This window comes from Leucobacter sp. OLIS6, assembly GCF_002752355.1.
Taxonomy (GTDB): domain Bacteria; phylum Actinomycetota; class Actinomycetes; order Actinomycetales; family Microbacteriaceae; genus Leucobacter.
Genome location: NZ_MRAV01000002.1, coordinates 19,988 through 42,562, shown reverse-complemented (window position 1 = coordinate 42,562; position 22,575 = coordinate 19,988). Strand labels below are relative to the sequence as shown.

Sequence of the window (22,575 nt, the reverse complement as noted above, 5' to 3'; positions counted from 1 at the left end):
CCCCGGCCACCCGAACCTCACCCCTCTCTCCCGAAGGAAGCCATGAGCGTCCCCGACTCCACCCACCGCGAGACCGTCACCGAGATCCCGACCAGCTGGGTCGGCCCGATCCGGATCACGGGGTCCTCGGTCTCCGGCGAGATCTCGGTCCCCCTCGCCACGTACGAGACCCCGCTGTGGCCGTCGGTCGGCCGCGGTGCGCGCGTCTCGCGCGCCGTCGAGGGCGGGATCCGCACGGTCGTCACCGGCGAGCGCATGACCCGCTCCGTGCTGTTCACCGCGCGCGGCGCCGTGAGCGCCCAGATCGCCTCGCAGACCATCGAGGAGCGCTTCGGCGAGCTGCAGGAGGTCGTCTCGGCCGGCAGCCGGCACGCGAAGCTGCTCGAGGCACACCCCGAGATCGTCGGCAACCTGCTCTTCGTGCGCTTCGCCTTCACCACGGGCGACGCCTCTGGCCACAACATGGTCACCAACGCGGCCGACGCGCTCATGGAGCGGATCCTGTCGTGGGGCCTCGAGATCGAGTACGGCTCCATCTCGGGCAACTTCTGCTCCGACAAGAAGGCGACCGCCGTCAACGGGATCCTCGGACGCGGACGCAGCGTCGTCGCCGAGATCCTGATCCCCCACGAGCTCGTGGCGAGCGGCCTGCGCACCGACGCACAGCGCGTCGTCGACCTGGTCGTGCGCAAGAACCTCGTGGGCAGCACCATCGCGGGCGCACTCCGTTCGGCCAACGCGCACTACGCCAACATGCTGCTCGGCTTCTACCTCGCCACCGGCCAGGACGCCGCCAACATCGTCGAGGGCTCGCAGGGCATCACCTACGCCGAGAACCGCGAGGACGGCCTGTACTTCTCGTGCACGATCCCGCACCTCATCGTCGGCACCGTCGGCAACGGCAAGCACCTCCCCCACATCGAGGAGGCGCTGACCCGCATCGGCTGCCGCGAGGATCGCGAACCGGGCGAGAACGCCCGCCGCCTGGCCGAGCTCATGGCCGCCACGGTGCTGTGCGGCGAGCTCTCGCTCATCGCCGCGCAGACGAACCCCGGCGAACTGATGGCTGCGCACCTGCGCATCGAACGGAACGGAGCACAGCAGGCATGACCGCGATCGGTATCCACGATCTGGAGCTGGCGACCACGCATCACCTCCTCGACCTCGGCGTCCTCGCCGAGCGCACCGGAGTCGACCCCGACAAGTACCGTCTGGGGCTCGGCCAGGACGAGATGAGCTTCCCCGCGCCCGACGAGGACATCGTGACGATGGGCGCCACAGCGGCCCTCGCGCTGCTCGACCGCAACGGCATGGACGGCGTGCGCACGCTGCTCTTCGCGACCGAGTCCGGCCTCGACCACTCGAAGGCCGCCGGCGTCTTCGTGCACAAGCTGCTCGGGCTGCCCGCGCAGGTGCGCGTCGCCGAGATCAAGCAGGCCTGCTACGGCGGCACCGCCGCGATCCAGGCCGCCGTCGGCATCGTGCAGCGCAACCCGCGCGAGCGCGTGCTCGTGATCGCGAGCGACATCGCCCGCTACGCGCTCGACTCCCCCGGCGAGCCCACGCAGGGCGCCGGAGCCGCCGCCATGCTCATCTCGGCCGATCCCGCACTCGTCGAGATCGAGCCCGCCTCCGGCCTATTCTCGGACGATGTCGACGACTTCTGGCGGCCCAACGACTCGACGACCGCGATCGTCGACGGCCGCCTCTCGATCTCGGCCTACCTCGACGCCCTCACCGGCGCCTGGGACGACCTCGCCGCGCACGGCGGCCCGGCGATCGGCGACATCGACCGCCTCGTCTACCACCAGCCCTACACGAAGATGGCGCGCAAGGCGCAGGCCCGCCTCGGCGAGCACCTCGGCGTCGACCTCGGCGACGACGGGCTCGTGCCCGGCGCGATCTACAACCGCCGCCTCGGGAACGCCTACACGGCGTCGCTCTACGCGGGCGTCGCGTCGGTGCTCGATCACGAGACCGACCTCGCGGGCAAGCGCCTCGGCCTCTTCAGCTACGGCTCGGGCAGCGTGAGCGAGTTCCTCACCGGCGTCGTGCAGCCGGGCGCAGCTTCGCGCTCCGACCGCTTCACCGCCGTCCTCGACGCCCGAGTGCCGCTGACCATCGACGCGTACCGCGAGCTGCACGCCCGCGAACTGCCGAGCGCGCAGGACATCGAGACGCCCCGCATCACCGAGGCCCCGTTCCGCTTCGCCGGGATCCAGGGCAGCGCACGCCGCTACGAGCGCCGATAGACGGGCGCCGCTCGACGAGCCCCGCTCGCGCGTTCGCTCAGCCGGACCTGAGCGCTCAGCCGGACGGATCCCCGTGATCCGATCCGGCTGAGCGCCCGGATCCGGCTGAGTGCGTTTCGGGCGCCTGGGCCTACGCGCCGGCCGGCCCGCGATCGACCGCGTCGATCACGACCGAGAGCTCGTCGCGCAGCGCCATGAGCCGGTCGATGGGCAGGCCGAGACGGGCGACCACCGCCGGCGGAACTCCGAGCGCCTGCTGGCGCAGATCCCGACCCGCTTCGGTGACGACGAGCGCGAAAGTGCGGTCGTCGCCGTCGACCGGTACCCGCTCGACGAGCCCGGACTGCTCGAGCCGTTTGATGATCGGCGAGAGCGTCGCGGGGTCGAGGCGCAGCATCTCGGCGACCTCTTTGAAGCGCAGCGGGGCGTCGCCCCAGAGCGCGAGCATCACCAGGTACTGCGGGTGGGTGAGGCCGAGCGGTTCGAGGATCGGCCGGTAGATGCCGATGACGCTGCGGCTGGCGACCGCGAGTGCGAAGCACACCTGGCGCTCGAGTTCGAGGGCGTCGTCGGACAGCTGTTCCATGCCCAGCAGTCTATATCGTTCGTGGGCCAACGATCCGTGATATCATTTCGTTTGTGCGCGAACGAAAAAGACGACTGTGGCATGAGACCCCGTGGGACGGCGAGCCCGGCTTCTGGGCCGCGTGGCGCCGGTTCTTCTACCAGTTCGAGGGGACCTCGCAGATGGGCGACCCCAACGAGCCGCCGTACATCCCGCCGGCGAACCCCAAGTGCCCCATCTGCGCGGCACCGATGAGGGACCACCAGATCGACCGCGGCGGCCCTGGCAAGCCCACCTACCTGAAGTGCCCCGCACAGGGCGAGGAGCGGGCGGCGGCCTGATCCCGCGCGCTTCGGCACGGTCGCGGCCCTGGCTCGCGAATGCACCCTGGGGCACCGGACGCACTCCCGGGCTCAGAGCCCCCGAAGACCGAGCAGCCGAGCCACGACGCCGGGCTTGCGCTCCCCGCGCCCCGAGAGGCGGTCGTAGAGCTCCGGCGTGCCCGGCGGGAACGCGTCGAGGATCCGCTCGGCGCCGATCCGCGCTTCTCCGCCCTGGTTCGCCTCGGCGACCGATCCGCGCCACCCGCTTACGAGCAGGTACCAGCCCGGCCCGAGCTGCGGGTGCCCCGCGGGCGGCGGATCCAGGACGGCGTCGATCTCGACCTTGCCCGCGGTGAGCCTGATCCGGCGTTCGCCTCCCGGGGCCGAGGTGCCTGCGCCGCCGGCACCGATCGCCTCGCCGACGAGCACGATCTCCGCGGTGGGGTCGCTGGTCCAGTTGACCGCCTTCGACCAGCGCAGCGCGAGCCGGCGCTCTCTGCGCTCGCGCAGATCCTGCAGGGTCCAGAGCACGACGAGCAGCGTGACGAACACGGCGACGCCGCCCCACAACCAGACCTGGAACATGTGATTCATCGTAGGGCGGCTCGCGCGGATGCCCGCACCTCACCGAGATGACCCTTTCGCGGGTTTTGAGGCTCCATAACCCGCACAAGCGTCATCTCGACGGGCGCGCGAATGCGTGACGGGACCCCAGACCATCTGGCAGACTCCGTTCCATGAACGAGAGCCAGCCGGCAGGCGCCGTCGCCGCGGGGATCGCGCTGATCCTCGCCCCGATCATCGCGCTCGTCATCAAAGCCGCGGTGTTCCCGGGGTGGATGCTGTTCATCATCGTCATGGCCTCGATCCCGCTGCTGCTGGGATACGCGCTGCAGATCGTCGTGGCCGCGAACGGCATGCTGCGCGCGCGGGGCATGTTCCAGACGATGCCGGGCCGGCAGCGCGGGATCATCGCTGCGTGGATCACGTCGGCGGGGATCCTCCTCGTCGGGGTGTTCCTCGTCGACGGCGGGGACGACGGCACCTACGGGTCGGCGTTCACCGAACTGCTCGGCACGTCCTCGACGCCTGGCGGCGAACAGCTGTCGACCACGCTCATGCTCGCCTCGGCCCCGCTGTGGATCGGCGGCTGGCTCTGGCTCGTCATCGAGTGGATCGTGCTGCTGGCGCAGCGGCGGAGCGCCCTCCCTCGCTCCTGATGCCTCCGGCTGCTCAGCGGCGGCGAGCGAACGGGACGAGCCGGGGCGTGCGGGCGACGTAGGCCCGGTACTCGGGATCGTCACCCCACTTCCGCTCGGCCTTGGCCTCGAGCAGCGGGATGCCGCTCACCCGGGTGAGCAGCAGGATCACGAAGAGCGGTGAGAGCAGCGCGATCCACTGCCAGCCGCGGAGCGCGGGCGCCGCGGCGACCAGCACGCCGATCCAGAGCAGGATCTCGCCGAGGTAATTCGGGTGCCGCACGACGGACCACAGGCCCGAGCGGATGAACCGCCCGTCGTTCGCGGGATCCCGCTTGAACCGGGACTTCTGCAGGTCGGCGATCACCTCGATGGTGAAGCCCAGCGCCCAGACGGCGAGTCCGGCCCACAGGATCCCGTCGGCGTCGGCGCCGCTGCCCGAGGTGATCGCGATCCAGGCCGCTGCCGCGGTGAGGCTGACCCAGATGCCCTGGATGCTCCAGACCGAGAGGAACCGCACCGGATCGCCCGTGATCTCGGCGAAGCGGTCGTCGCCGCCCGAGCGGATGTTGCGGACGAGGAGGAACGAGCCGAGCCGGATCGCCCAGACGATCACCATGACGCCGAGGACGATCCCGCGCGGCCCCACCTCGGGTGCGAGCGCCAGGAGCAGAGCGGTCACCAGGATGTACGTCAGACTTCCCGTCGCGTCGAAGTAGCGGTCCGTCCGCCCGATCGCTGCCGGGATGAACGCGATCCACTGCACGGCGAACGCCAGGAGCACGGCGAGCGCGAACAGCGGGAACCCGCCGAGCGCCGCTCCGTGCTGACTGCCGGCGAACGCCAGCAGCGCCCCCAGCACGATGCTCGCCGAGATGAGCGCGATCGAGCGGCCTCGAGATTGCTGCACGGTCAGTTCCCCTTCCGGATGGTGTCCCGCCGACGCGGGGACGCTGCTGCGGAGTACAGTTCGTCGATCATCGGCGCACCCGCGTCGAGGAGCGCGCCGCGCCTGAGCTTCATGGTCGGCGTGATGAAGCGTTCCGATTGCTCCGTGGGCAGCACGATCGCCCGCCAGTGCTGCGCGCGATCCCCCGGCGACCGCGTCGCATTGGCAAGGGCGACCGTCCGCTCGATCTCGTCGTGAACGACGGAATCGGCTGCGAGGTCGAGGATCCCGAGATCGGTTCCCACGGGCTCGGGGAGCGCATGCGGCGTGGAGGCGAGGGCCTCGGTATCGACGACGACGATCCCGGTGAGGTAGGGCCTGTCGGTGCCGACGAGCATGGCGTGCGCCACCCACGGGTGGGCTTCGACCGACTGCTCCCACGTCTCCGGCGACACGGTGCGGCCGGTCGACGTGATGATCACGTTCTTCGCGCGACCCAGCAGCGTGAGCGCTCCGTCCTCGTCGAGCGCCCCCAGATCGCCGGTGCGGAAGTAGCCGTCGACGAACGCGGCGGCGGTGTGCTCGGGATCCCGGTACCCCGAGAACACTCCGATCCCGCGAGCGAGCACCTCGCCCCCGGGGCCAATCGCGACGCTGTTGCCCGGCAGCGGGCGCCCGACCGATCCGGCGCGCAGCTCCCCGGGCCGGCCGCCCACGAGCGGCGCCGTGGTCTCCGTCAGCCCGTACCCCTCGATGACGGGCACGCCGATGCCGCGGAAGAAGAGCGCGAGCTCCGGGTGCAGTGTCGCGGCGCCCGAGAGCAGGTATTCGAGGCGTCCGCCCATCACCGCCCGCAGCCGGCCGTAGAAGAGCCGATCGAAGAACGCGTGCCTGATCCGCAGAGCGCGGCCGGGCCGCGCGCCGGGGTCCCGGTCGCGCTCCTCGAGGTGCGCACCCCACTCGACCGCCGTGCGCGCCGCGGCGCTCCAGACCGCGCTCAGACGCTTCTCGCGCGCCGAGGTCTCGGCCGCCGCCTGGATCTTCTCGAGCACGCGCGGCACGACGACGAGGAAGGTGGGCCGCAGCACCCGCAGCGCCGCGACGACGTCCTTCGGGTTCGACAGGTGCGCGACGCGCATCCCCTCGGACACGCAGATGAGCTGCAGAGCCCGGCCCAGCACGTGCGTGAGCGGGAGGAACAGGATCGTGTTGCCGGACTCGCGCACCACCTCGCGGTACGCGGCCGCGGTATTGAGGACCTGCCCGGCCAGATTGCGGTGCGTGATGAGCGCGCCCTTCGGCTCGCCCGTCGTGCCCGAGGTGTAGACGACGGTCGCCACATCGTCCAGGGTCGCGCAGCGTCGGTGGTGCTCCAGTTCATCGTCGGACACCTCTGCGCCGCCGCGGACGAGCTCGGAGACTCCCTGCACCGCCGAGGGGTCACCTGCGGCGGGGGTGGTGGTCGCGGTGGTCGCGGTCAGGTTCTGGGTCGCGCCGTCGGTCGCGTCGTCGACTTCGTCGTCCAGCACCCAGACGCGGATCGAGAGGTCGGCGCGGTCCGCCGCGGCGACGACCCGTTCCCCGAGCGCACCGTCGCCGACGAACGCGGCCGCCGGGCGCATGTCGGCGAGCACCGCCTCGATGTGCGCGTCGACGGAGGTCTCGTAGATCGGGACCACGACCGCGCCGACGAAGAGGGCCGCGAAGTCCGCGACCGCCCACCGGTACTGCGTCGGCGCCGCGATCAGCACCGCGTCCCCCTGCTCCACTCCAGTGGCGATGAGTCCCTTCGCCCACGCCGACACCTGCTCGACGAACTCGCGCGTCGTGACCGGGCGCCAGGCATCGCCTTCCGCGCTGTCGGGATCGCCGGATGCGGCGGGCGTCTCGAACGCGACGTGATCGGGCGCCGCATGCAGGCGCTGCATCACCAGGTCGGTGACGTTGCTCAGGTCCGACAGAGTGACGAGCGACGGCGAGCTCGAGACCGCTTCGATCGGGTTCGAGCCCACGGGATCATCTGCGGAAGGCGGCATCTCGGTCTCCGATCCAAGTTTTACTAACCCAGAGTGTACCTTACGCCAGGCATAAGAAAATACATCCGCTTCGAGGATACCCGCCGGGACGGACCGAACCACCGCGGGCGAACCGCGGCTGGCCGCGGCTGGCACCCGACTCGAGACGTGTCGACCACAGAACGGCTCCGCGAGCATCGCCGAACGTCGAATACCACCATCGGATCGAGGGAAGTCCCCGGAGCGAACGCGCGCTCAACGGGGTGCGAAATACGGGGCGCATGAAACGGAGGGATCCGCAGGCGCAGGCGAGCCACCCAGGACCGAGCGATCGCAAGAACTGCGTGAGGATACAAAAGAACCCCCACCATGTAGAAGCTAGGTGGGGGTTCGGAGCGGGCGTAATACTCCCGCAGTGGCTCCGACGGGCGTCGATCCCGTGACCTCACGATTTTCAGTCGTGCGCTCTACCAACTGAGCTACAGAGCCGGACGATCACATGGCGATCGCCGGAGATGAAGAAACCCTTCCAACGGAAGGGTTCTTCATCATGGCGACCCTGACGGGACTTGAACCCGCGACCTCCGCCGTGACAGGGCGGCGCGCTAACCAACTGCGCCACAGGGCCATGGTGTATTCAATTGTAGTTTGGTGCTAGTGACCCCAACGGGATTCGAACCCGTGCTGCCGCCGTGAAAGGGCGGTGTCCTAGGCCGCTAAACGATGGGGCCGAGAGGCTTTCACCTCACTGGCTACCGAGTAGATATCTTATGCAGGGTTCGGCTGTCGATGCAAATCGGGGCCCCTTCGGCCGGGATCCCTGGCGTGTCGCGGCTCTATGACTGGGATCGCGTCGGCGCCCGAAGCACGGCTCGCTCCCCGCACGAAGCGGAACGCCCCGGGCGGAAGGAGCCCGGGACGTTCCAGTTCGGGGAAGTTCAGGAAGGTTCAAGAAAGCTCGGAGAACCAGCGGGGAGGGATCCCGGGAACCCCGGAGCACCTCGCGGTGCCCAGGAGTCCCCAGGAGCCCTCAGGAGGCCGCTCAGCGCTCCTGCGAGCGGCGCCGCAGGACCGAGGCCCAGCAGAGCGCCAACAGGCCGGAGAGGGCCAGCAACGACTCCAGCGCGACCAGCGCACCGTTCGAGTCGCCACCGGTCACCGCGAGCCCGCTCTCGGGCGTCGCAGCCACCGCCGTTGCGTGCACCGCGGTGGTGACCGGCGGCGTCGTGGTCGGCGGCGTCGTGGGCGGCGGGGTCGTCGTGGGCGGCGGGGTCGTCGTCCGCGGCGTCGGCTTCACGGGCGTCGTCGCCGAGGAGCAATCGTTGCCGGGGTTCGAATCGACCGCCGCCGCCGCGGGCGAGGCCAGCAGCTTCGACGGGGCGGAGGCGAACGCGAGCTCCGGCATCGGGACCTCCTCGGTCGGCGCCGGCTCACCGGCCACGCAGGCCGTGTTGGTCAGCGTCGCCGAGTCGGAGGGCAGCGATTCGACCGTCACGTCGAACACCAGCGTCGCGCTGTCGCCCGAGGCGAAGGTCCCGCCGAACGATGCCGACACCGATCCGCCGCTGCCGTTGAGGTTCCATCCGGAGGCCGTGGTCACGGGCGAGGCGAATGTCAGCCCTGCGGGCAGCGAGTCGGTCACCGTCGGGTTCACCGCGGCTCCCGGTCCGTTGTTCGTCACGACGAGCGTGTACTCGATCGTGTCGCCCACCTGCACGCCGCCCTCGGGGGCCGAGGCCGTCTTGACGATCCCCAGGTCGAAGGGTTCGGGCTTCGGGCACTCGGTGACCGTGATCGTCGCCGTGTCCGCCGGGGTCATCGCGGGACCACCTGCGAGGACCAGTTCCACCGTGTAGCTCTCGGCCGTGTCGACGTAGAGCGTCCGGGTCGCCGAGCTGCCGCCCGCCACGACGGAGGTCGTCGAGATCGGGCCGCCCGAGTCGCTGAGGTTCAGCACGTAGCTCGTGCCGGCCTGCAGGTCGCCCAGCATCACCGTGATCGCGCGGATCCCGTCGTTCTCCGCGGAATCAGGTGCGGGGCACTCCGAGACCGAGAGTTCGATGGTGGGCCGATCGGGGCACGGAGCGAGCTGCACCGTGAACGGCACTGCCGTCGTCTCCTCCGTGCTATCGACGAGGCTCGCCGTATAGCTGCCGGCCCCCGTCAGGGGAACCGAGACCGAGGTGCTGGTCGCGGTCGCCGTGAAGCTCTGCGTCCAGTTCCCTCCGCTCGGCCGCGTGACCGTCACGGTGTAGCTGTCGCCGACCACGAGCCCGGTGAGCGTCGCGCTCCCCGATTCGGGGAGTTCGCCGCCCGGCACGGTGCAGGGCGCGGCGGTCAGCGAGATCGACGGCAGACCGAACGGTGTCGGGCACGGATTCACCGTGAACTCCGTCGTGCCGCTCTTCCCGCTCGCCGAGTCGGTGATCGTCGCCGTATAGGAGCCCGATCCGTTGACCGACATCTGCAGGGTGGCGCTCGTGCCGTTCGAGGTGAACGACTGCGTCGAGACCGGCGAACCGTTCTTCGAGATGACCACCACGTACTCGCGACCGGTGCCGAGGCTGCTGAGCTGCACCGCCACCGTCAGCGGAACGATGCCGTTCGCGGTGGTGCACTGCTGCACATCGATGGCGACCGCGGGCACGGGGACCGGGGTCTGGCAGTTGTTGTTGAAGATCGCCTGCCCGGTCGCGTCCCAGTTCTGACCCGGGAAGTGCCCGGTCACACCGTGATCGTTGTAGTCGAACGGCGGGATGATGTCCCGTCCGCCCTGGTGGCTCATGCCGGCGTGACCGCTGACGTCGCCGTTGGCGTTCGGACTGATCGAGATGAATCCGCCGTTGCCGAGCGCGTGACAGATGCCGATCTTCTTGCCGGGGTTGTCACTGCCGTTGTCGACCTGGGCGGCCGCGGTGTCGGAGCTCGCGGTCTGCGGCGCGGCCTTCGACTGCACCGCGGGAGCCGGGACCGAAGGCGACGGCGCCTTCGGCTCCGTCACCGGAGCCGGCGGAGCCGACGGAGCCGGATCGACCGCGGGAGCCGGATCCGGTGTCGCGGGGGCCGGCGCCGGATCCGGGGTCGTGACCGGCGCGGGCTCGACTGCCGGGGCCGGGGCGGGATCCGGGGTCGTGACGGGTGCCGGTTCGACCACCGGAGTCACCGCGGGTGCGGGGTCGGGGGCCGGATCGGGAACCGCCGCCGGAGCCGGCGCCGCTTCAGGAGTCGCGGCCGGTGCTGCGGGAGCCGCGGCCTCGGTCGTCACGGCCGGCTGCACCGCCGGTTCATCGGACGCCGACGCGGCGGTGGCCGCGAGGGATCCGGGCCCGAGCGACAGCACCGCTGCCGCGAGGAGTGCGGTCGCGGTGCGACCGATTCGATGTGGGCGCCGGTCGTCCGACCTCGAGCGCCTGAGTTGCACGTGCATGAGGATTGCCATCCGTTCTGCTCGGCGCAGATCCGGATGCTCCCGGGTGCCGCGCCCCCTCTTCCGGGGCGCTCGGGATTCGGGTGCCCCCTGAGCAGCAGGGAGCGGCGTTCCGAGGTGCGCGCAGCGGGAACGGGATCGGCGGCGACTCTGCCGCGCATCCCTCGTCCGCAGCTACGGGCTCCACGGCTTGCCCTTCCTCGCCGCGGAACCGTGGTCCCCGATCCGGAGCGACCGTTTCGGGGGTGTGGTCCTGTTCGCAAGGCTAGGAATCGGACGGCTCCGCCGCGTCCGTGCAAATTACGTATTTGCGCCGGCGGAACGCCGAACGCCGCCCGGGCGGACGGAACACGGTGGTTCCATCCGCGCGAGCGGCGTTCGGTTCGTCGCGAAGACGTGCGGCGACGCGCGCCGCGGAGGATCAGGCCTCGGCGCTGAAGCGGCGGGTGCCGTCGACCCAGGTCTCGCGCACGGGGATCTGCGAGATCTCGGCGCCCTCGGTCGCGAGCGGGTCGCCGCCGAGCACCACGAAGTCGGCTCGCTTGCCGACCGCGAGCGATCCGATCTCGCGCTCGCGCCCGATCGAGATCGCCCCCTCGAGGGTGTGGGCACGCAGCGCCGCCTCGGGGCTGATGCGCAGAGAGTCCGGGCCGAGCTGGTGCCCGCGGCGGGTGACTCGGGTCACGGCGGCCTGGATCGCCTCGAGCGGGCGCGGCTCGGCCACGGGCGCGTCGGACGAGATGGTCATGGGGACGCCGGCCGCCTCGAACTCGCCGAGCGGGTTGAAGCGCTCCCCCGGCGTGCCGATGGCCTGCTCCACGCCCTCGCCCCAGTTGTAGTAGTGCTGGGTCTGGTTGACGGGGCGGATGCCGAGCTCGGCCATGCGCGCGACCTCCTCGACGGCCGGGAGGCCGCAGTGCTCGATGCGGTGGCGTGCATCGGCGTCGGGGCGGTCCGCGAGGGCCTGCTCGATGGCGTCGACCACCATCTTGATCGCGGTCGGCGACTGCGCGTGCGTCGCGGTCTGCAGGCCGGCGCTGTGCGCCTTGCGCACGAGCTCGGTGTACTCGCGGGGCTCGTGGTAGAGCTGGCCGGTGCGGCAGGGGTCGCCCACATAGCCCTCGGGGAAGTACGCGGTCCACCCGCCGAGCGTGCCGTCGGCGTACAGCTTGATGCCGGCCGCCGACAGGAACGCGTTGCCGAAGGGGCCGGTGAACCCGAGGTCGACGACCTGGTCGAGCAGGTGCGACAGGAAGTACATCGAGACGCGCATGTTCAGCGCGCCGCGGTCGGCCAGCTCGAGGTAGGCCGCGAACTCGCGCTTCGACACCTGCGCATCGCCGATGGCGGTGACGCCGCCCGCGAGGAACTCGCGCTGCACCAGGTCGAGCTGGCGCTGGTGCTCGGCCGGCTCGTCGCCGAGGTGGAAGTTGGGGCCGTGGTGGCCGATCTTGACGCCGTGCAGGCCCGTGAGCACGTTGCAGGCGGCGTCCGAGAGCTCGCCCGTCAGCTCGCCGTCGGCGTCGCGGAAGAACTCGCCGCCCTCGGGGTTCGGGGTGTCGCGCGTGACGCCGAACTTCTCGAAGGTGAAGCTGTTGACGACGCCGCCGTGGCCCGAGGCGTTCATCAGGTAGACCTCGCGGTCCGTCGCGATCTCGTCGAGCTCGAAGCGGGTGGGGTGGCGACGCTCCTCGAGGTTGCGCTGCTCGTAGCCGTAGCCGCGCAGCGGCACCCCGGCGGGCAGCTTCTTCGCGCCCTCTCGCATGAGCTCGACGATCTCGGGGATCGAGCCGGCCTTCGCGGGCGACACGTCGATCCAGGTGAGCATCTGCCCGTACATGAGCGGATGCGCGTGCGCATCGATGAAGCCGGGCACGATGGTCTCGCCCGGGTAATCGGCACGCACCGCGTCGAGGCCCGCTTCGCGCGCGGCCTGCTCGACCTCGGCGAGGCTGCCCAGCGCGAGGATCACGCCGCGGTCGGTGAGCATGGCCTCGGCCTCGGGCCGCGCGTCGTCGACGGTGAGGATCCGGGCGGCGGTGACGATCGTCGGATCGGAGTCGCGGGCATCGTAGGTGGCGAGCGAGCGCATGTGCGTCCCTTCATCGGGTCGGAGTCTGGGGGCTCCGGCGCACCGGAGCTTCGAGCCGAGAATAGATCAGGGACCCGCGGAGCGCGAGGCGATACGACGTCCCCGTAGTGCCGTTCGCCGCGCTTCTGCAGCACCCTCACGCATATCTGCCGACAATTCGCACCGTAGGGTGTAATCTGACCGCTGATTTGCGACGCGGAGGGGCAGAATCGCGTATCTTGGCGGTCGAGGCGGAACCCGCGAGGAGGAGCACGGATGAACGAACGGGATCACGACTCCTTCGACGCCGCACTGACCCGTGCGCTGCAGGAGGATGGACGCGCGAGCGCCAACGAGCTCGCTCGGCGGCTCGGAACCTCGCGCGACGCCGTCTCGCAGCGGATCCGCGTGCTCGCCGAGACCGGTCGCATGCGCGTCGCCGCCGCGCTCGACCCGCGCTTCGTCGGGCACCGGGTGCTCGTGCACGCGAAGGTCTCGGTCGAGGGGCCCGTCGCCCCGGTCGCGCGCCGCATCGCCGAACTGCCCGAGGCGGTGTTCGTCTCGCTGGTCAGCGGCGAGCTGCCGCTGGTGTTCGAGTCCCGGCACGGCGGCGACGACGAGCTGCACGCCGTGCTCGCCCGCGTGCGCGGGATCCCGGGCGTCCGCGGGATCCGTGTCACCACCTACGCGGAGGTGCTCACCGGGTTCTTCGTCGCGAAGCAGCTCGCCGACATCGCCCTCGACGAGGTCGACCACGAGCTCATTGCGCTGCTGCAGCGTGACGGTCGCATGAGCTTCCGTCGGCTCGCCGACGCCGTGCACCTCGCCCCGTCGTCGACGCGGGCGCGCGTGCAGCGGATGCTCGACGCCGAGGTGTTCCGCATCTCGGCGATGACCTCGGGCGGACTCACCGGTCACCGGATCGCGCTCGGTGTCGGGATCGCCGCGGCCGGCGACACGGAGCCGATCCGGCGCTACATCCTCGACTGCCCCGCCATCGACTTCGCGGCGCAGACGCACGGCGCGCACGACTTCGTCGCGACGGTCGTCGGCTCCGCCTCGGCGACCGTGCTGGGCGTGCTCGAGGAGCTGCGCGCGCTGCCCGAAGTCGGATCACTCGACACCTGGGCGCACTACGACGTCGTGAAGGAGGCCTACCCGCGGGCCTTCGCCCCGGGCGCCGGGCCCGTCGCCGGTTGAGCGGGCAGAGGAACGAGTCGCCCCGTCATCCTGCGCGAGGAACGAGTCGCAGGATCAGCCGGCGATCGCGCGCTGGAGGCGCGAGAACGAGATGTCCTGGTGCAGCAGCACACCGTGATCGGTGCGCTGCTCGAAGGTGAAGCCGAGCTTGCCCTGGCGCAGCACGCCGATGAGGTAGGGCTCGTTGCGGTTCCAGAGGATCCAGGTCGGCTGCCCGTCGGCGTTGTTGCCGAGGAACGTCACCTCGATGTCCTTCTCGCCGAAACGCTGAATGGACGGGACCAGCGCCTGCGTCGAGAGCGCCACCTCGCCCCCGCTCGCCTGCTGCATCTCGCTCATGTCTCGATCCTAACCAACACTGCCCGCCGAATCGCGGGGATTTCGACACCTTTCGGGAACCCGTGTCCGAACGGGCCGGGATCAGGCCCCGGCGAAGAAGCCTCCGGCGGCCTTCGCGAGCCCGTGCAGATCGTCGATGTGCGCGAGCTCGCGCGCCGAGTGCATCGACAGCAGGGGTACCCCGACGTCGACGGTGCGGATGCCGATGCGGGTCGCCGTGAGCGGCCCGATGGTCGTGCCGCAGGGCACGCCGTTGTTCGACACGAACTCCTGCGTCGCGATGCCCGCGGCGGCGCAGCAGCGGGTCCAGAGCGCCGCGCCGTGGGCGTCGCTCGCGTAGCGCTGGTTCGCGTTCACCTTGAGCATGGGCCCCTGGCCGGCGCGCGGCCGCACCTGAGGGTCGTGCCGCTCCGGGTAGTTCGGGTGCACCGAATGCCCGGCGTCGGCCGAGAGGCACCAGGAACCGGCGAACCCGCGGGCGGCCGCCTCGACGTCTGCGCCGAGGCCCGCGCGGAGCCGGTCGAGCACTTCCTCGAGGAACGGGCCCGATGCGCCCGAGCGGCTCTCGGAACCGAGCTCCTCGTGGTCGAAGGCTGCGAGCATGGCGATCGAGTCGGCGGCTGGCTCGGTCTCGACGAGCGCGACGAGGCCAGCCACGACCGAGCTGAGGTTGTCGAGGCGCGGTGAGGCGAGCAGCTCGCTCTCGGCGCCGATGCGGGCCGGCGCCTGCGCGTCGGCGACCCGGGCGTCCATCGCCACGACGTCGGCGACGTCGACTCCGGCCGAGCGGGCGAGCAGTTCGACGGCGGAGACCTCGCCGAGTCCCACGATCGGCTGCGTGTGCCGCTGCTTGTCGAGGGTCAGGCCGTTGTTCACCCCGCGGTCGAGGTGGATCGCGAGCTGCGGGATCCGGGCCACGGCGCCCGTGCGCGCCAGAGCCTCGGAGCCGTCGCGCAGCACGAGGCGGCCGGCGATCGCGAGGTCGCGGTCGAGCCACGAGTTGAGCAGCGGTCCGCCGTAGACCTCGACGCCGAGCTGCGCCCAGCCCTCGGCCTGGGTGTCGGGCTGCGGTTTCAGCACGAATCCGGGCGAATCGGTGTGGCAGCCGAACACGCGCACCGGGCTCGCCGCGTGCACGGCCGACCCTGCGCGCCAGGCGATGAGGGCGCCGTCGCGGCGCACGAATCCGCGGCCCGCGGGCTCGATCCCGAGCCAGGCATCGGCCTCGCGGTGTTCGACGAAGCCGGCCGCGACGAGCGCCTCGGCGAGTGATGCGACCGCGTGGTAGGAGGTGGGCGACGCTTCCACGAACTCCGTGAACTGGTCGATGTAGCGGTCACGATCCTGCAGCGCGGTTCCCATGCTCCTATCCAAGCACTCTTGGCGGTCCGGCGCGCGGCCGGTCACCTGCGGTTCAGGATCCGATCACGACGCCGGTGCGCAGCTCCGCGAGGCGCGCGAGCATCGCTGCGACCTCCTCCGGGTCTGCGACGCGGAACTCTGCGACCGACGGCGCCGTGCCCACGCGGATCGCGGCATCGCCCGGACCGAGGGCCCGGAACGCGTCCTCATCGGTGTCGTCGTCGCCGATCATCACGGCGAAGCCCTCGGGCAGCGCTGCTCGGATGGCCCGCAGTGCGGCCCCCTTGTCGGTATCGCGCACCGACGCCTCGGTCACGAGCTTGCCGTTGCGGAGCCGGAGCCCGCCGAGTTCACCGCGCAGCTCTTCGGCTTCGGCGGCTGCGGCGGCGAGCATCGCTTCCGCCCGGGGGCGCTCGGCCACACCGCGACCGTGCAGCGCGAGACCGAACGGCTTCTGCTCGACCCACGCGCCCGGTTCGGTCGCGGCGTGCCGCTCGAAGAGCTCGCGGACCCGCGCGAAGCGGGCCTCCTCCGCGTCGGTACGCCCGTTCGAGGGCGCCGGCACGCGCGCCGTGCCCGGCAGGCCGGCGAGTTCTGCGCCGTGCGATCCCGAGAGGATCCGCCCGTCGGTGCGCAGACCCGTCGCTTCGAGGTCGGCGACGGAGCGCCCCGAGATGATCGCGACGTCGACTCCCGAAGCGTTCTGCAGCACCGAGAGCGCCTGCTCGGCGCGAGGCAGGATGCGCGCCTGGTCGGGGTGCGGCACGATCGGCGCCAGCGTCCCGTCGAAGTCGCAGGCGACGAGCAGCTGGGATTCGGCGGCGAGCCTGCGCAGCATCGCGTCGAGTCCCGTCGGCAGGAAGATGGGAGTGGTCGGCGGGTGCGCCTGGTTCCCCGCGGCCGACGGGTCGTCGCCCGCGGCGATGTCGGCCTCGGGATCCGGCCCCTCTGCAAGGATCCGCTGCGCGGCAGCGCCCTCGACCGAGCGCAGGAAATCGCTCGACCAGCGCGCCACGTCGTTGCGGAACACGACCTTGCGCATGGCGCGCATGCGCTGCCGCTGCTCGGCCTCGGGCATGCGCAGCGCCGCGACGATCCCGGCCTTGAGCCCGTTGATGTCGTGCGGGTTGACCAGCACGGCCCGGCGCAGCTCGTCGGCCGCCCCGGCGAACTCCGAGAGCACGAGGGCACCGCGCTCGTCGATGCGGCAGGCCGCGTACTCCTTGGCGACGAGGTTCATGCCGTCCCGCAGAGCGGTGACCGCGAGCACGTCGGCCGCGAGGTAGAGCGCCGCCATCTCCTCCCGCGGATAGCCGCGGTGCAGATAGACGACGGGGCTGTGCGCGATGGTGCCGAAATCGCCGTTGATGCGGCCGACCGTCACCTCGATCTCGTCGCGCAGGTGCTGGTAGGCCTCCACCCGCTCGCGGCTCGGGCTCGCCACCTGCACGAGCGTCACCTTCGCGGGGTCGATCTCGCCGTCCTGGAGCAGCTCGGAGAAGGCCTTGAGTCGGTGCCGGATCCCCTTCGTGTAATCGAGCCGGTCGACGCCGAGGATCACGCGCTCGGGATCCCCGAGCTCGGCACGGATCTCGCGCGCTCGGCGCTGCACCGGCTCGCTCGCGGCGAGCGCCGCGAACTCCGCGGCATCGATCGAGATGGGGAACTCCTGCGCGAGGACGTGCCGTTCGGGACCGCCCGAGCCGTCGGCGGCATCGCCGACGAGGATCCGATTGCCGTTGGAGGGAGCCCCGACGTAGCGGCGCACGGCCGAACGGAAGTTGGCGGCGTCGGCGACGCGCTGGAAACCGACGACGTCGGCGCCGATGATCCCTTCGAGCACCTGACGTCGCCAGGGCAGCTGCCCGAAGAGGCCGTGCGCGGGGAACGGGATGTGCAGGAAGAACGCGATGACGAGATCGGGCCGGAGTTCGCGCAGCATGGCGGGCACGAGCTGCAGCTGGTAATCGTGCACCCAGACCGTCGCCCCGGGTTCGGCGGCCTCCGCCGCGGCCTCGGCGAAGCGCCGGTTGACCGTCACGTAGCGATCCCACCACTCGCGGTGGTAGCCGGGCGGCGAGATGACGTCGTGGTAGAGCGGCCAGAACGTGTCGTTCGAGCAGCCCTCGTAGTACTCGGCGAAGTCCTTGGCCGAGAGCGCGACGGGGCGGAGGCGCATGGCGCCGACCGCGAAGGGTTCGAGCTCCTCGTCGATGCTGCCGGGCCAACCCACCCAGACGCAGCCGAGGTCCCGGACCACGGGTTCCATCGCGGTGACGAGCCCGCCGGGAGACGTGCGCCAGCGCACGCTCCCGTCGGGCTCCGTCACGCGATCGACGGGCAGTCGGTTCGACACCACCACGAAGGCGCTGCGGACCGGACTCTCGACTCGTACTGCGGATTCCGACATGCTGCGCCTTTCGTGGGTGGTGCGATTCGAACTGCTCTTCGCGGTGCTACTCCGCGGTCTCGGGCCGTTCGAACGCGACCGCGAACTCGGCGAGCAGGCGGGCCCCGAAAGCGGTGCCTCCGACGGAGCGCCAGAGATCGTCGCGCTCGCTCTCCATGGTGGGGGCGATGTCGATGTGACCCCAGGGCAGGCCGTCGACGAACTCGTTGAGGAACAGGGCAGCGAGGATCGCGCCGGCGTACTGGCCGCCGATGTTCGAGAGGTCGGCGACGTTCGACTTGAGCTGGTCGCGGTAGCGGTGGTCGAGCGGCAGGCGCCAGACGCGCTCGTCGGTGGCGTCGGCGGCGGACTGCAGCTGGGCGGCGACGGCGTCGTTGTTCGCGAAGATCGCGGCGGTGCTCAGGCCGAGCGCGGCCATCGCGTTGCCCGTGAGGGTCGCGATGTCGAGGATCGCGTCGGGACGGCGCTCCTCTTCGGTGGCGAGCACGAGGCCGTCGGCCATCACCAGGCGGCCCTCGGCGTCGCTGTTCTTGACCTCGACGGTCGTGCCGCCGCGGATCGTGAGCACGTCGCCGATCTTGGTCGCACTGCCCGACAGCATGTTGTCGGTGCACATGAGCCAGCCGGTGACTGCGGTCTCGGCGCCGAGGTCGCGCAGCGCGGTCATGGAGCCGAACACGTTCGCGGCGCCCATCATGTCGAACTTCATGCCGTGCATGGCGCTCGACGGCTTCAGGCTGATCCCGCCCGAATCGAACATGATGCCCTTGCCGATGAGCGCGAGGCTCGGGGTCTCGGCGCCGGCGTTCGCCGGGGTGTAGCGCACCTTGATCATGCGGGGCTCGTCGACGCTGCCGGCGTTGACGCCGAGCAGGCCGCCCGTGCCGAGCGCGACGAGCGCGTCGCGGTCGAAGATCTCGACCTCGAGGCCGAACTGCGGCGCGAGGCGCACGGCGACCTCGGCGAACTTCTCGGCGGTGAGGTGGCGGGGCGGGGTGTTCGAGAGGTCGCGCGCGATGGTCGCGGCGCGGGCGAGCGCGGTACCCCGGGCGGCGCCCGCCTCGACCGCGGCCCGGTCGGCGTCTGCGACGACGAGCGTCAGCGATTCGAGCGCGACGGTCTTGGCGTCGGTCTTGAGCTGGTCGTAGCTGTAGCGCGCGAGCACGGCGCCCTCGACGGCGGCCTGCGCGGCCTGCGCGGCGTCGGCGCCCGCTGCGATGAGCGTCGCGAGGTCGAGCGCGAGCGACGGCGACTCGGCGGACGCGCGCGCGAAGGCTGCGACCGCGTCGCGGATCGTGTCGTGGGTCTTCGCGCCGTCGCCGATGCCGACGAGGACGCGCAGCGGGGAGCCCGGCAGACGCAGGGTCTGGCCGGTCTTGCCGCGGAAGCCGGCCGCGGCCAGCAGGTCGCGGTCGACCTCGACCGCGATGTCGCCGTCGACGGGGACCCACACGGGCACGGCCTGCGCGCCGCGCTGGGCGACGGCCTCGTCGACGGTCGCCGCGGGGGCGATGTCGACGCTGCGTGCGAGTGAGGGAACCGGGTCGAAAGCAGGATCAATCACAACTGTCATGATCCTCAGCCTAGCCCGGCCGACCGCCGGTCCGCCGGGAGATTTCCACGGATGGACGGCGCGCCGGAGCGCCAGTTATATTCAATGGAATACATCTGTTCCGACGGAGGTTGCACCGACCATGAGAGCATTCGGATTCCTGTCCTTCGGGCACTACGCGCCCGTGCCCGGCTCGCGCACCCGCACCGCGGGCGACATGCTGCGGCAGACCATCGAGATCGCCGAGGGCGCCGACGAGATCGGCGTGAACGGCGCCTATGTGCGGGTGCATCACTTCGCGCGCCAGGCAGCGTCGCCGATCCCCCTGCTGACGGCCATGGCCGCTCGCACGAAGCGGATCGAGGTCGGCACCGGCGTCATCGACATGCGCTACGAGAACCCGCTGTACCTCGCCGAGGAGGCGGCCGCGCTCGACCTCATCTCCGACGGCCGGCTCGCGCTCGGCGTGAGCCGGGGATCCCCCGAGACCGCTCTGCGCGGCTACGAGGCGTTCGGCTACACGGGATCCGAGGATCCGCGCGGTGCCGATCTCGCGCGCGACAAGTTCGAGCTCTTCCTCAGCGCCGTCGAGGGCGACGCCCTGGTCGACAGCGATCCGCAGATGGCCCCTCCAGGGCGGCTCGCGATCGAACCGCACTCCCCCGGCCTGCGCGACCGCATCTGGTGGGGCGCCGGATCCCGCGCCACCGCCGAGCAGGTCGGCCGCCAGGGGCTCAACCTCATGAGCTCCACCCTGCTGACCGAGGCCACCGGGCAGCCGTTCGACGTGCTGCAGCGCGAGCAGATCGACCGGTTCCGCGAGGCGTACCGCGAGGCGGGCCACTCGGGCGCCCCGCGCGTCTCGGTGAGCCGCAGCGTGTTCCCGCTCGTCTCGGAGGAGGACGAGATGTACTTCGGCCTGCGCGGCCGCGAATCCCAGGATCAGATCGGCGTGATCGACAACTTCCGATCCACCTTCGGCAAGACCTATGCCGACACCCCCGACCGGCTGATCGAGCAGCTGCGGGCCGACGAGGCCGTCATGGCCGCCGACACCCTCATGCTGACGATCCCGAACCAGCTCGGCCCCGAATACAACCTGCACGTGCTGCAGGCGTTCGCCGAGCACGTCGCCCCCGCGCTCGGCTGGAAGCCGAACACCGAGGGCCCGGTGCAGGGGGACGTCGTCGGGGGCTGATCCGCCAAGACCCGGGCGCTGTGGTCGCGATCGTCGAGATGACCCGTTCGCGGGGAATGAGCGCTCATAACCCGCGAACGGGTCATCTCGGTGTCGGTCGGAACGCTTCCAGTAGCGACACGTCAAGCAGCATCGACCGATGTTCGAATCGCGGATGATTGTCCCGGATGTCTCTCTGCGCGTCATGCTCCCTGAGGACGCACCGGCACTTTCGGCGGCCTCCGAACGGAACCGCGAGCACCTCGCGCCCTGGGAGCCTGTGCGTCCCGAGGAGTTCTTCACCGAGGAGTGGCAAGCGCGCGCTCTCGCCCGCCGCTTCGCCTCCGCGGCGGTGCAGGCGATCCTCCACGGCTGACCGCAGCGAACTGCGGGGGCCCAGCGGGTATCGCCCGTTCGGCCAGACTCAGCGACTCCAGACCAGCCGGAACCGCTCGCAGACCACCGGCATGTCCGGTTCGAAGCCCCGCGGGTTCTCGGAGTGCTCGCGCCAGTAGCGCTCGTGCACTTCGCGCCAGTGCGCGAGCGTGCGATCCCCCTCGCCCTCGGCGTGCGCGTGCTCGGCATCGACCTCGTCGAACGGGATCGTGCGCACGTCGGTCGTCTCGATGACCGCGCGCGGGTCACCCGCACCGTCGAGGATGATGCTGAGGTCGCCCGCGGCGGGCAGCGGTTCCTCCGTGGCCTGGTAGTCCCAGAACGACGACGCCGTGCCGGTCTTGGTACCTGCGAGCACGAGCTCGAGCAGTTCGTCGGCGTGCTCCGTCGTCGCGCCGAACGGCCACGCGATGGGCGGCTGCTCGGGCAGGCCGGCGACGGCCGAGCGGCAGAGGATCCAGAATTCGGGGATGGAGACGGGTGCGGGCATGCTCCCAGGCTAGCGAGCCCGACATCACCGGAACTGTAGGCTGCCGCCATGACGCACGCACCGACTCCGGAACCAGCTGCACCGAGGACTGCGCGGATCCCGCTGCCGGGCATCGTGCCCGTCCTCGCCTTCGCATCGCCCCTCCTCCTGCTGCTCGGCCTGATGCTCTTCGGCGGCACTTCGAGCCGTCGCTATTTCGAGGGCGAGCCCTTCCAGGCGACGCTCGGCGTCGTCGCCTTCCTCACCGGTGTCGGTGCGCTGCTCGCGGTGCTGGTGCTCGTGGGGATCCGCACGATGCTCCAGCGGCAGTTCGACCTCGCGTCCGAGACCGCGCACGACCGGCAGCCTCCCCGGACCGATGCGCGCTGAGTCGCCGATGGATCCGCATCCCGTGATCCGAGCGGGCCGGGTGCCCGACGACGTCGAACGCTGCGCCGGGATCTGGGTGCGCGCGCTCGCGGCCCGCGACGGATCGGTCGACTCCGAGACCATGGCCGAACGCGTGCGCGTCGCCTTCGACAACCCGATCGTCCGCTTCGCCGTCGCGACCTCGCCGCGCGCGGGGTTCGCCCTGCTCGAGTCGGGCCGCCCGGACCCCGGGGAGGCATATCTGCACTACCTCGCGGTGGACCCGGGCGGGACCGGGCGCGGGGTCGGCGGCGCGCTCCTGGCGGACGCGATCGCGCACGCCCGGGCGGCGGGCTTCCGTTCGGTCACGCTCGAGGTGCGCTCCGCGAACACGCGCGCGATCGAACTCTACCTGCGCGACGGCTTCGTGCCCGACGGCGAGGCGACCCCGCACCCGACCGCGGGCTATCCGATGCAGCCGTACCGACTCACCCTCGACTGACCCCGGCAGCACTGCTTCGGAGATCAGCACGAGTTCGGACGGGACCGCCGAGGGGCTC

The 22,575-nt window shown here is 71.0% G+C and carries 20 protein-coding genes and 3 tRNA genes; 9 read left to right on the top strand and 14 right to left on the bottom strand.

The features are described from left to right. The first annotated feature begins 42 nt into the window (after positions 1-42). Positions 43-1,110, top strand: coding sequence for a hydroxymethylglutaryl-CoA reductase (locus BMH31_RS01945; RefSeq protein WP_099723037.1), 1,068 nt, complete (start codon positions 43-45; stop codon positions 1,108-1,110). Beyond that, positions 1,107-2,252 carry a hydroxymethylglutaryl-CoA synthase gene (locus BMH31_RS01940; protein ID WP_099723039.1) on the top strand — a complete coding sequence of 382 codons (1,146 nt, stop codon included), beginning with the start codon at positions 1,107-1,109 and terminating at the stop codon, positions 2,250-2,252. The genes BMH31_RS01945 and BMH31_RS01940 overlap by 4 nt, the downstream gene beginning before the upstream one ends. 130 nt (positions 2,253-2,382) lie before the next feature. On the opposite strand, the gene BMH31_RS01935 is transcribed toward BMH31_RS01940, so the two are convergent. Continuing rightward, complete coding sequence (locus tag BMH31_RS01935) at positions 2,383-2,838, bottom strand: MarR family transcriptional regulator (protein ID WP_099723040.1); 456 nt, start codon at positions 2,836-2,838, stop codon at positions 2,383-2,385. A gap of 53 nt (positions 2,839-2,891) precedes the next feature. Here BMH31_RS01935 and BMH31_RS01930 point away from each other — a divergent pair, with 53 nt between their 5' ends. Continuing rightward, positions 2,892-3,158 (top strand): hypothetical protein, encoded by a 267-nt coding sequence (locus BMH31_RS01930; protein WP_099723041.1) that lies wholly within the window; start codon positions 2,892-2,894, stop codon positions 3,156-3,158. 72 nt (positions 3,159-3,230) lie between these two features. On the opposite strand, the gene BMH31_RS01925 is transcribed toward BMH31_RS01930, so the two are convergent. After that, complete coding sequence (locus tag BMH31_RS01925; RefSeq protein WP_099723042.1) at positions 3,231-3,725, bottom strand: hypothetical protein; 495 nt, start codon at positions 3,723-3,725, stop codon at positions 3,231-3,233. 152 nt (positions 3,726-3,877) lie between these two features. On the opposite strand from BMH31_RS01925, the gene BMH31_RS01920 reads away from it, so the two are divergent. Next, the gene (locus BMH31_RS01920; protein ID WP_099723044.1) at positions 3,878-4,360 is read left to right on the top strand and encodes a hypothetical protein; all 483 of its coding nucleotides are present in this window, start codon (positions 3,878-3,880) and stop codon (positions 4,358-4,360) included. A 13-nt stretch (positions 4,361-4,373) separates the two neighbouring features. Here the strand turns inward: BMH31_RS01920 and BMH31_RS01915 are convergent, their stop codons facing one another. The 7 genes from BMH31_RS01915 to BMH31_RS01885 form a co-directional block, all read right to left on the bottom strand. After that, a complete protein-coding gene (locus tag BMH31_RS01915) occupies positions 4,374-5,249 on the bottom strand; it encodes a DUF1295 domain-containing protein (protein WP_099723046.1) in 876 nt (291 codons plus the stop codon). Between the two features lie 2 nt (positions 5,250-5,251). Beyond that, on the bottom strand, positions 5,252-7,264 hold the full coding sequence (locus tag BMH31_RS01910; protein ID WP_099723047.1) for an AMP-binding protein: 2,013 nt from the start codon (positions 7,262-7,264) through the stop codon (positions 5,252-5,254). Between the two features lie 395 nt (positions 7,265-7,659). Next, positions 7,660-7,732, bottom strand: a tRNA-Phe gene (locus BMH31_RS01905). Between the two features lie 62 nt (positions 7,733-7,794). Further along, positions 7,795-7,871, bottom strand: a tRNA-Asp gene (locus BMH31_RS01900). Positions 7,872-7,901: 30 nt separating this feature from the next. Further along, positions 7,902-7,974, bottom strand: a tRNA-Glu gene (locus BMH31_RS01895). 311 nt (positions 7,975-8,285) lie between these two features. After that, positions 8,286-10,664 (bottom strand): DUF11 domain-containing protein, encoded by a 2,379-nt coding sequence (locus BMH31_RS01890; RefSeq protein WP_143469779.1) that lies wholly within the window; start codon positions 10,662-10,664, stop codon positions 8,286-8,288. A gap of 427 nt (positions 10,665-11,091) precedes the next feature. Next, positions 11,092-12,762, bottom strand: coding sequence for an amidohydrolase (locus tag BMH31_RS01885; RefSeq protein WP_099723051.1), 1,671 nt, complete (start codon positions 12,760-12,762; stop codon positions 11,092-11,094). A gap of 255 nt (positions 12,763-13,017) precedes the next feature. Here BMH31_RS01885 and BMH31_RS01880 point away from each other — a divergent pair, with 255 nt between their 5' ends. Beyond that, on the top strand, positions 13,018-13,941 hold the full coding sequence (locus tag BMH31_RS01880; protein ID WP_099723053.1) for an Lrp/AsnC family transcriptional regulator: 924 nt from the start codon (positions 13,018-13,020) through the stop codon (positions 13,939-13,941). Positions 13,942-13,995: 54 nt separating this feature from the next. Here the strand turns inward: BMH31_RS01880 and BMH31_RS01875 are convergent, their stop codons facing one another. From BMH31_RS01875 to BMH31_RS01860, 4 genes are all read right to left on the bottom strand, one after another. Then, the gene (locus tag BMH31_RS01875) at positions 13,996-14,280 is read right to left on the bottom strand and encodes a hypothetical protein (protein ID WP_099723055.1); all 285 of its coding nucleotides are present in this window, start codon (positions 14,278-14,280) and stop codon (positions 13,996-13,998) included. Positions 14,281-14,361: 81 nt separating this feature from the next. Continuing rightward, entirely contained in the window at positions 14,362-15,642 is a 1,281-nt protein-coding gene (locus BMH31_RS01870; RefSeq protein WP_099723057.1) for a M18 family aminopeptidase, read from the bottom strand. 52 nt (positions 15,643-15,694) lie between these two features. After that, positions 15,695-18,052 (bottom strand): bifunctional alpha,alpha-trehalose-phosphate synthase (UDP-forming)/trehalose-phosphatase, encoded by a 2,358-nt coding sequence (locus BMH31_RS01865; RefSeq protein WP_099723058.1) that lies wholly within the window; start codon positions 18,050-18,052, stop codon positions 15,695-15,697. A 46-nt stretch (positions 18,053-18,098) separates the two neighbouring features. Then, positions 18,099-19,625 carry a leucyl aminopeptidase gene (locus tag BMH31_RS01860; RefSeq protein ID WP_099723059.1) on the bottom strand — a complete coding sequence of 509 codons (1,527 nt, stop codon included), beginning with the start codon at positions 19,623-19,625 and terminating at the stop codon, positions 18,099-18,101. Between the two features lie 121 nt (positions 19,626-19,746). Between BMH31_RS01860 and BMH31_RS01855 the strand changes: the two genes are divergently transcribed. Together BMH31_RS01855 and BMH31_RS15640 are read left to right on the top strand one after the other, a co-directional pair. Continuing rightward, on the top strand, positions 19,747-20,802 hold the full coding sequence (locus BMH31_RS01855; protein ID WP_099723061.1) for an LLM class flavin-dependent oxidoreductase: 1,056 nt from the start codon (positions 19,747-19,749) through the stop codon (positions 20,800-20,802). Between the two features lie 154 nt (positions 20,803-20,956). After that, positions 20,957-21,157: a hypothetical protein gene (locus tag BMH31_RS15640; protein WP_241898092.1), complete on the top strand. Its 201-nt coding sequence runs from the start codon at positions 20,957-20,959 to the stop codon at positions 21,155-21,157. A gap of 48 nt (positions 21,158-21,205) precedes the next feature. On the opposite strand, the gene BMH31_RS01845 is transcribed toward BMH31_RS15640, so the two are convergent. Further along, a complete protein-coding gene (locus BMH31_RS01845) occupies positions 21,206-21,667 on the bottom strand; it encodes an ASCH domain-containing protein (protein WP_099723062.1) in 462 nt (153 codons plus the stop codon). A gap of 48 nt (positions 21,668-21,715) precedes the next feature. On the opposite strand from BMH31_RS01845, the gene BMH31_RS01840 reads away from it, so the two are divergent. Together BMH31_RS01840 and BMH31_RS01835 are read left to right on the top strand one after the other, a co-directional pair. Next, positions 21,716-22,036 carry a hypothetical protein gene (locus BMH31_RS01840; RefSeq protein WP_099750266.1) on the top strand — a complete coding sequence of 107 codons (321 nt, stop codon included), beginning with the start codon at positions 21,716-21,718 and terminating at the stop codon, positions 22,034-22,036. Then, positions 22,026-22,517, top strand: a complete 492-nt coding sequence (locus BMH31_RS01835) for a GNAT family N-acetyltransferase (RefSeq protein WP_099723066.1) — start codon at positions 22,026-22,028, stop codon at positions 22,515-22,517. Before BMH31_RS01840 ends, BMH31_RS01835 begins: the two co-directional genes overlap by 11 nt. The last annotated feature ends 58 nt before the right edge of the window (positions 22,518-22,575 follow it).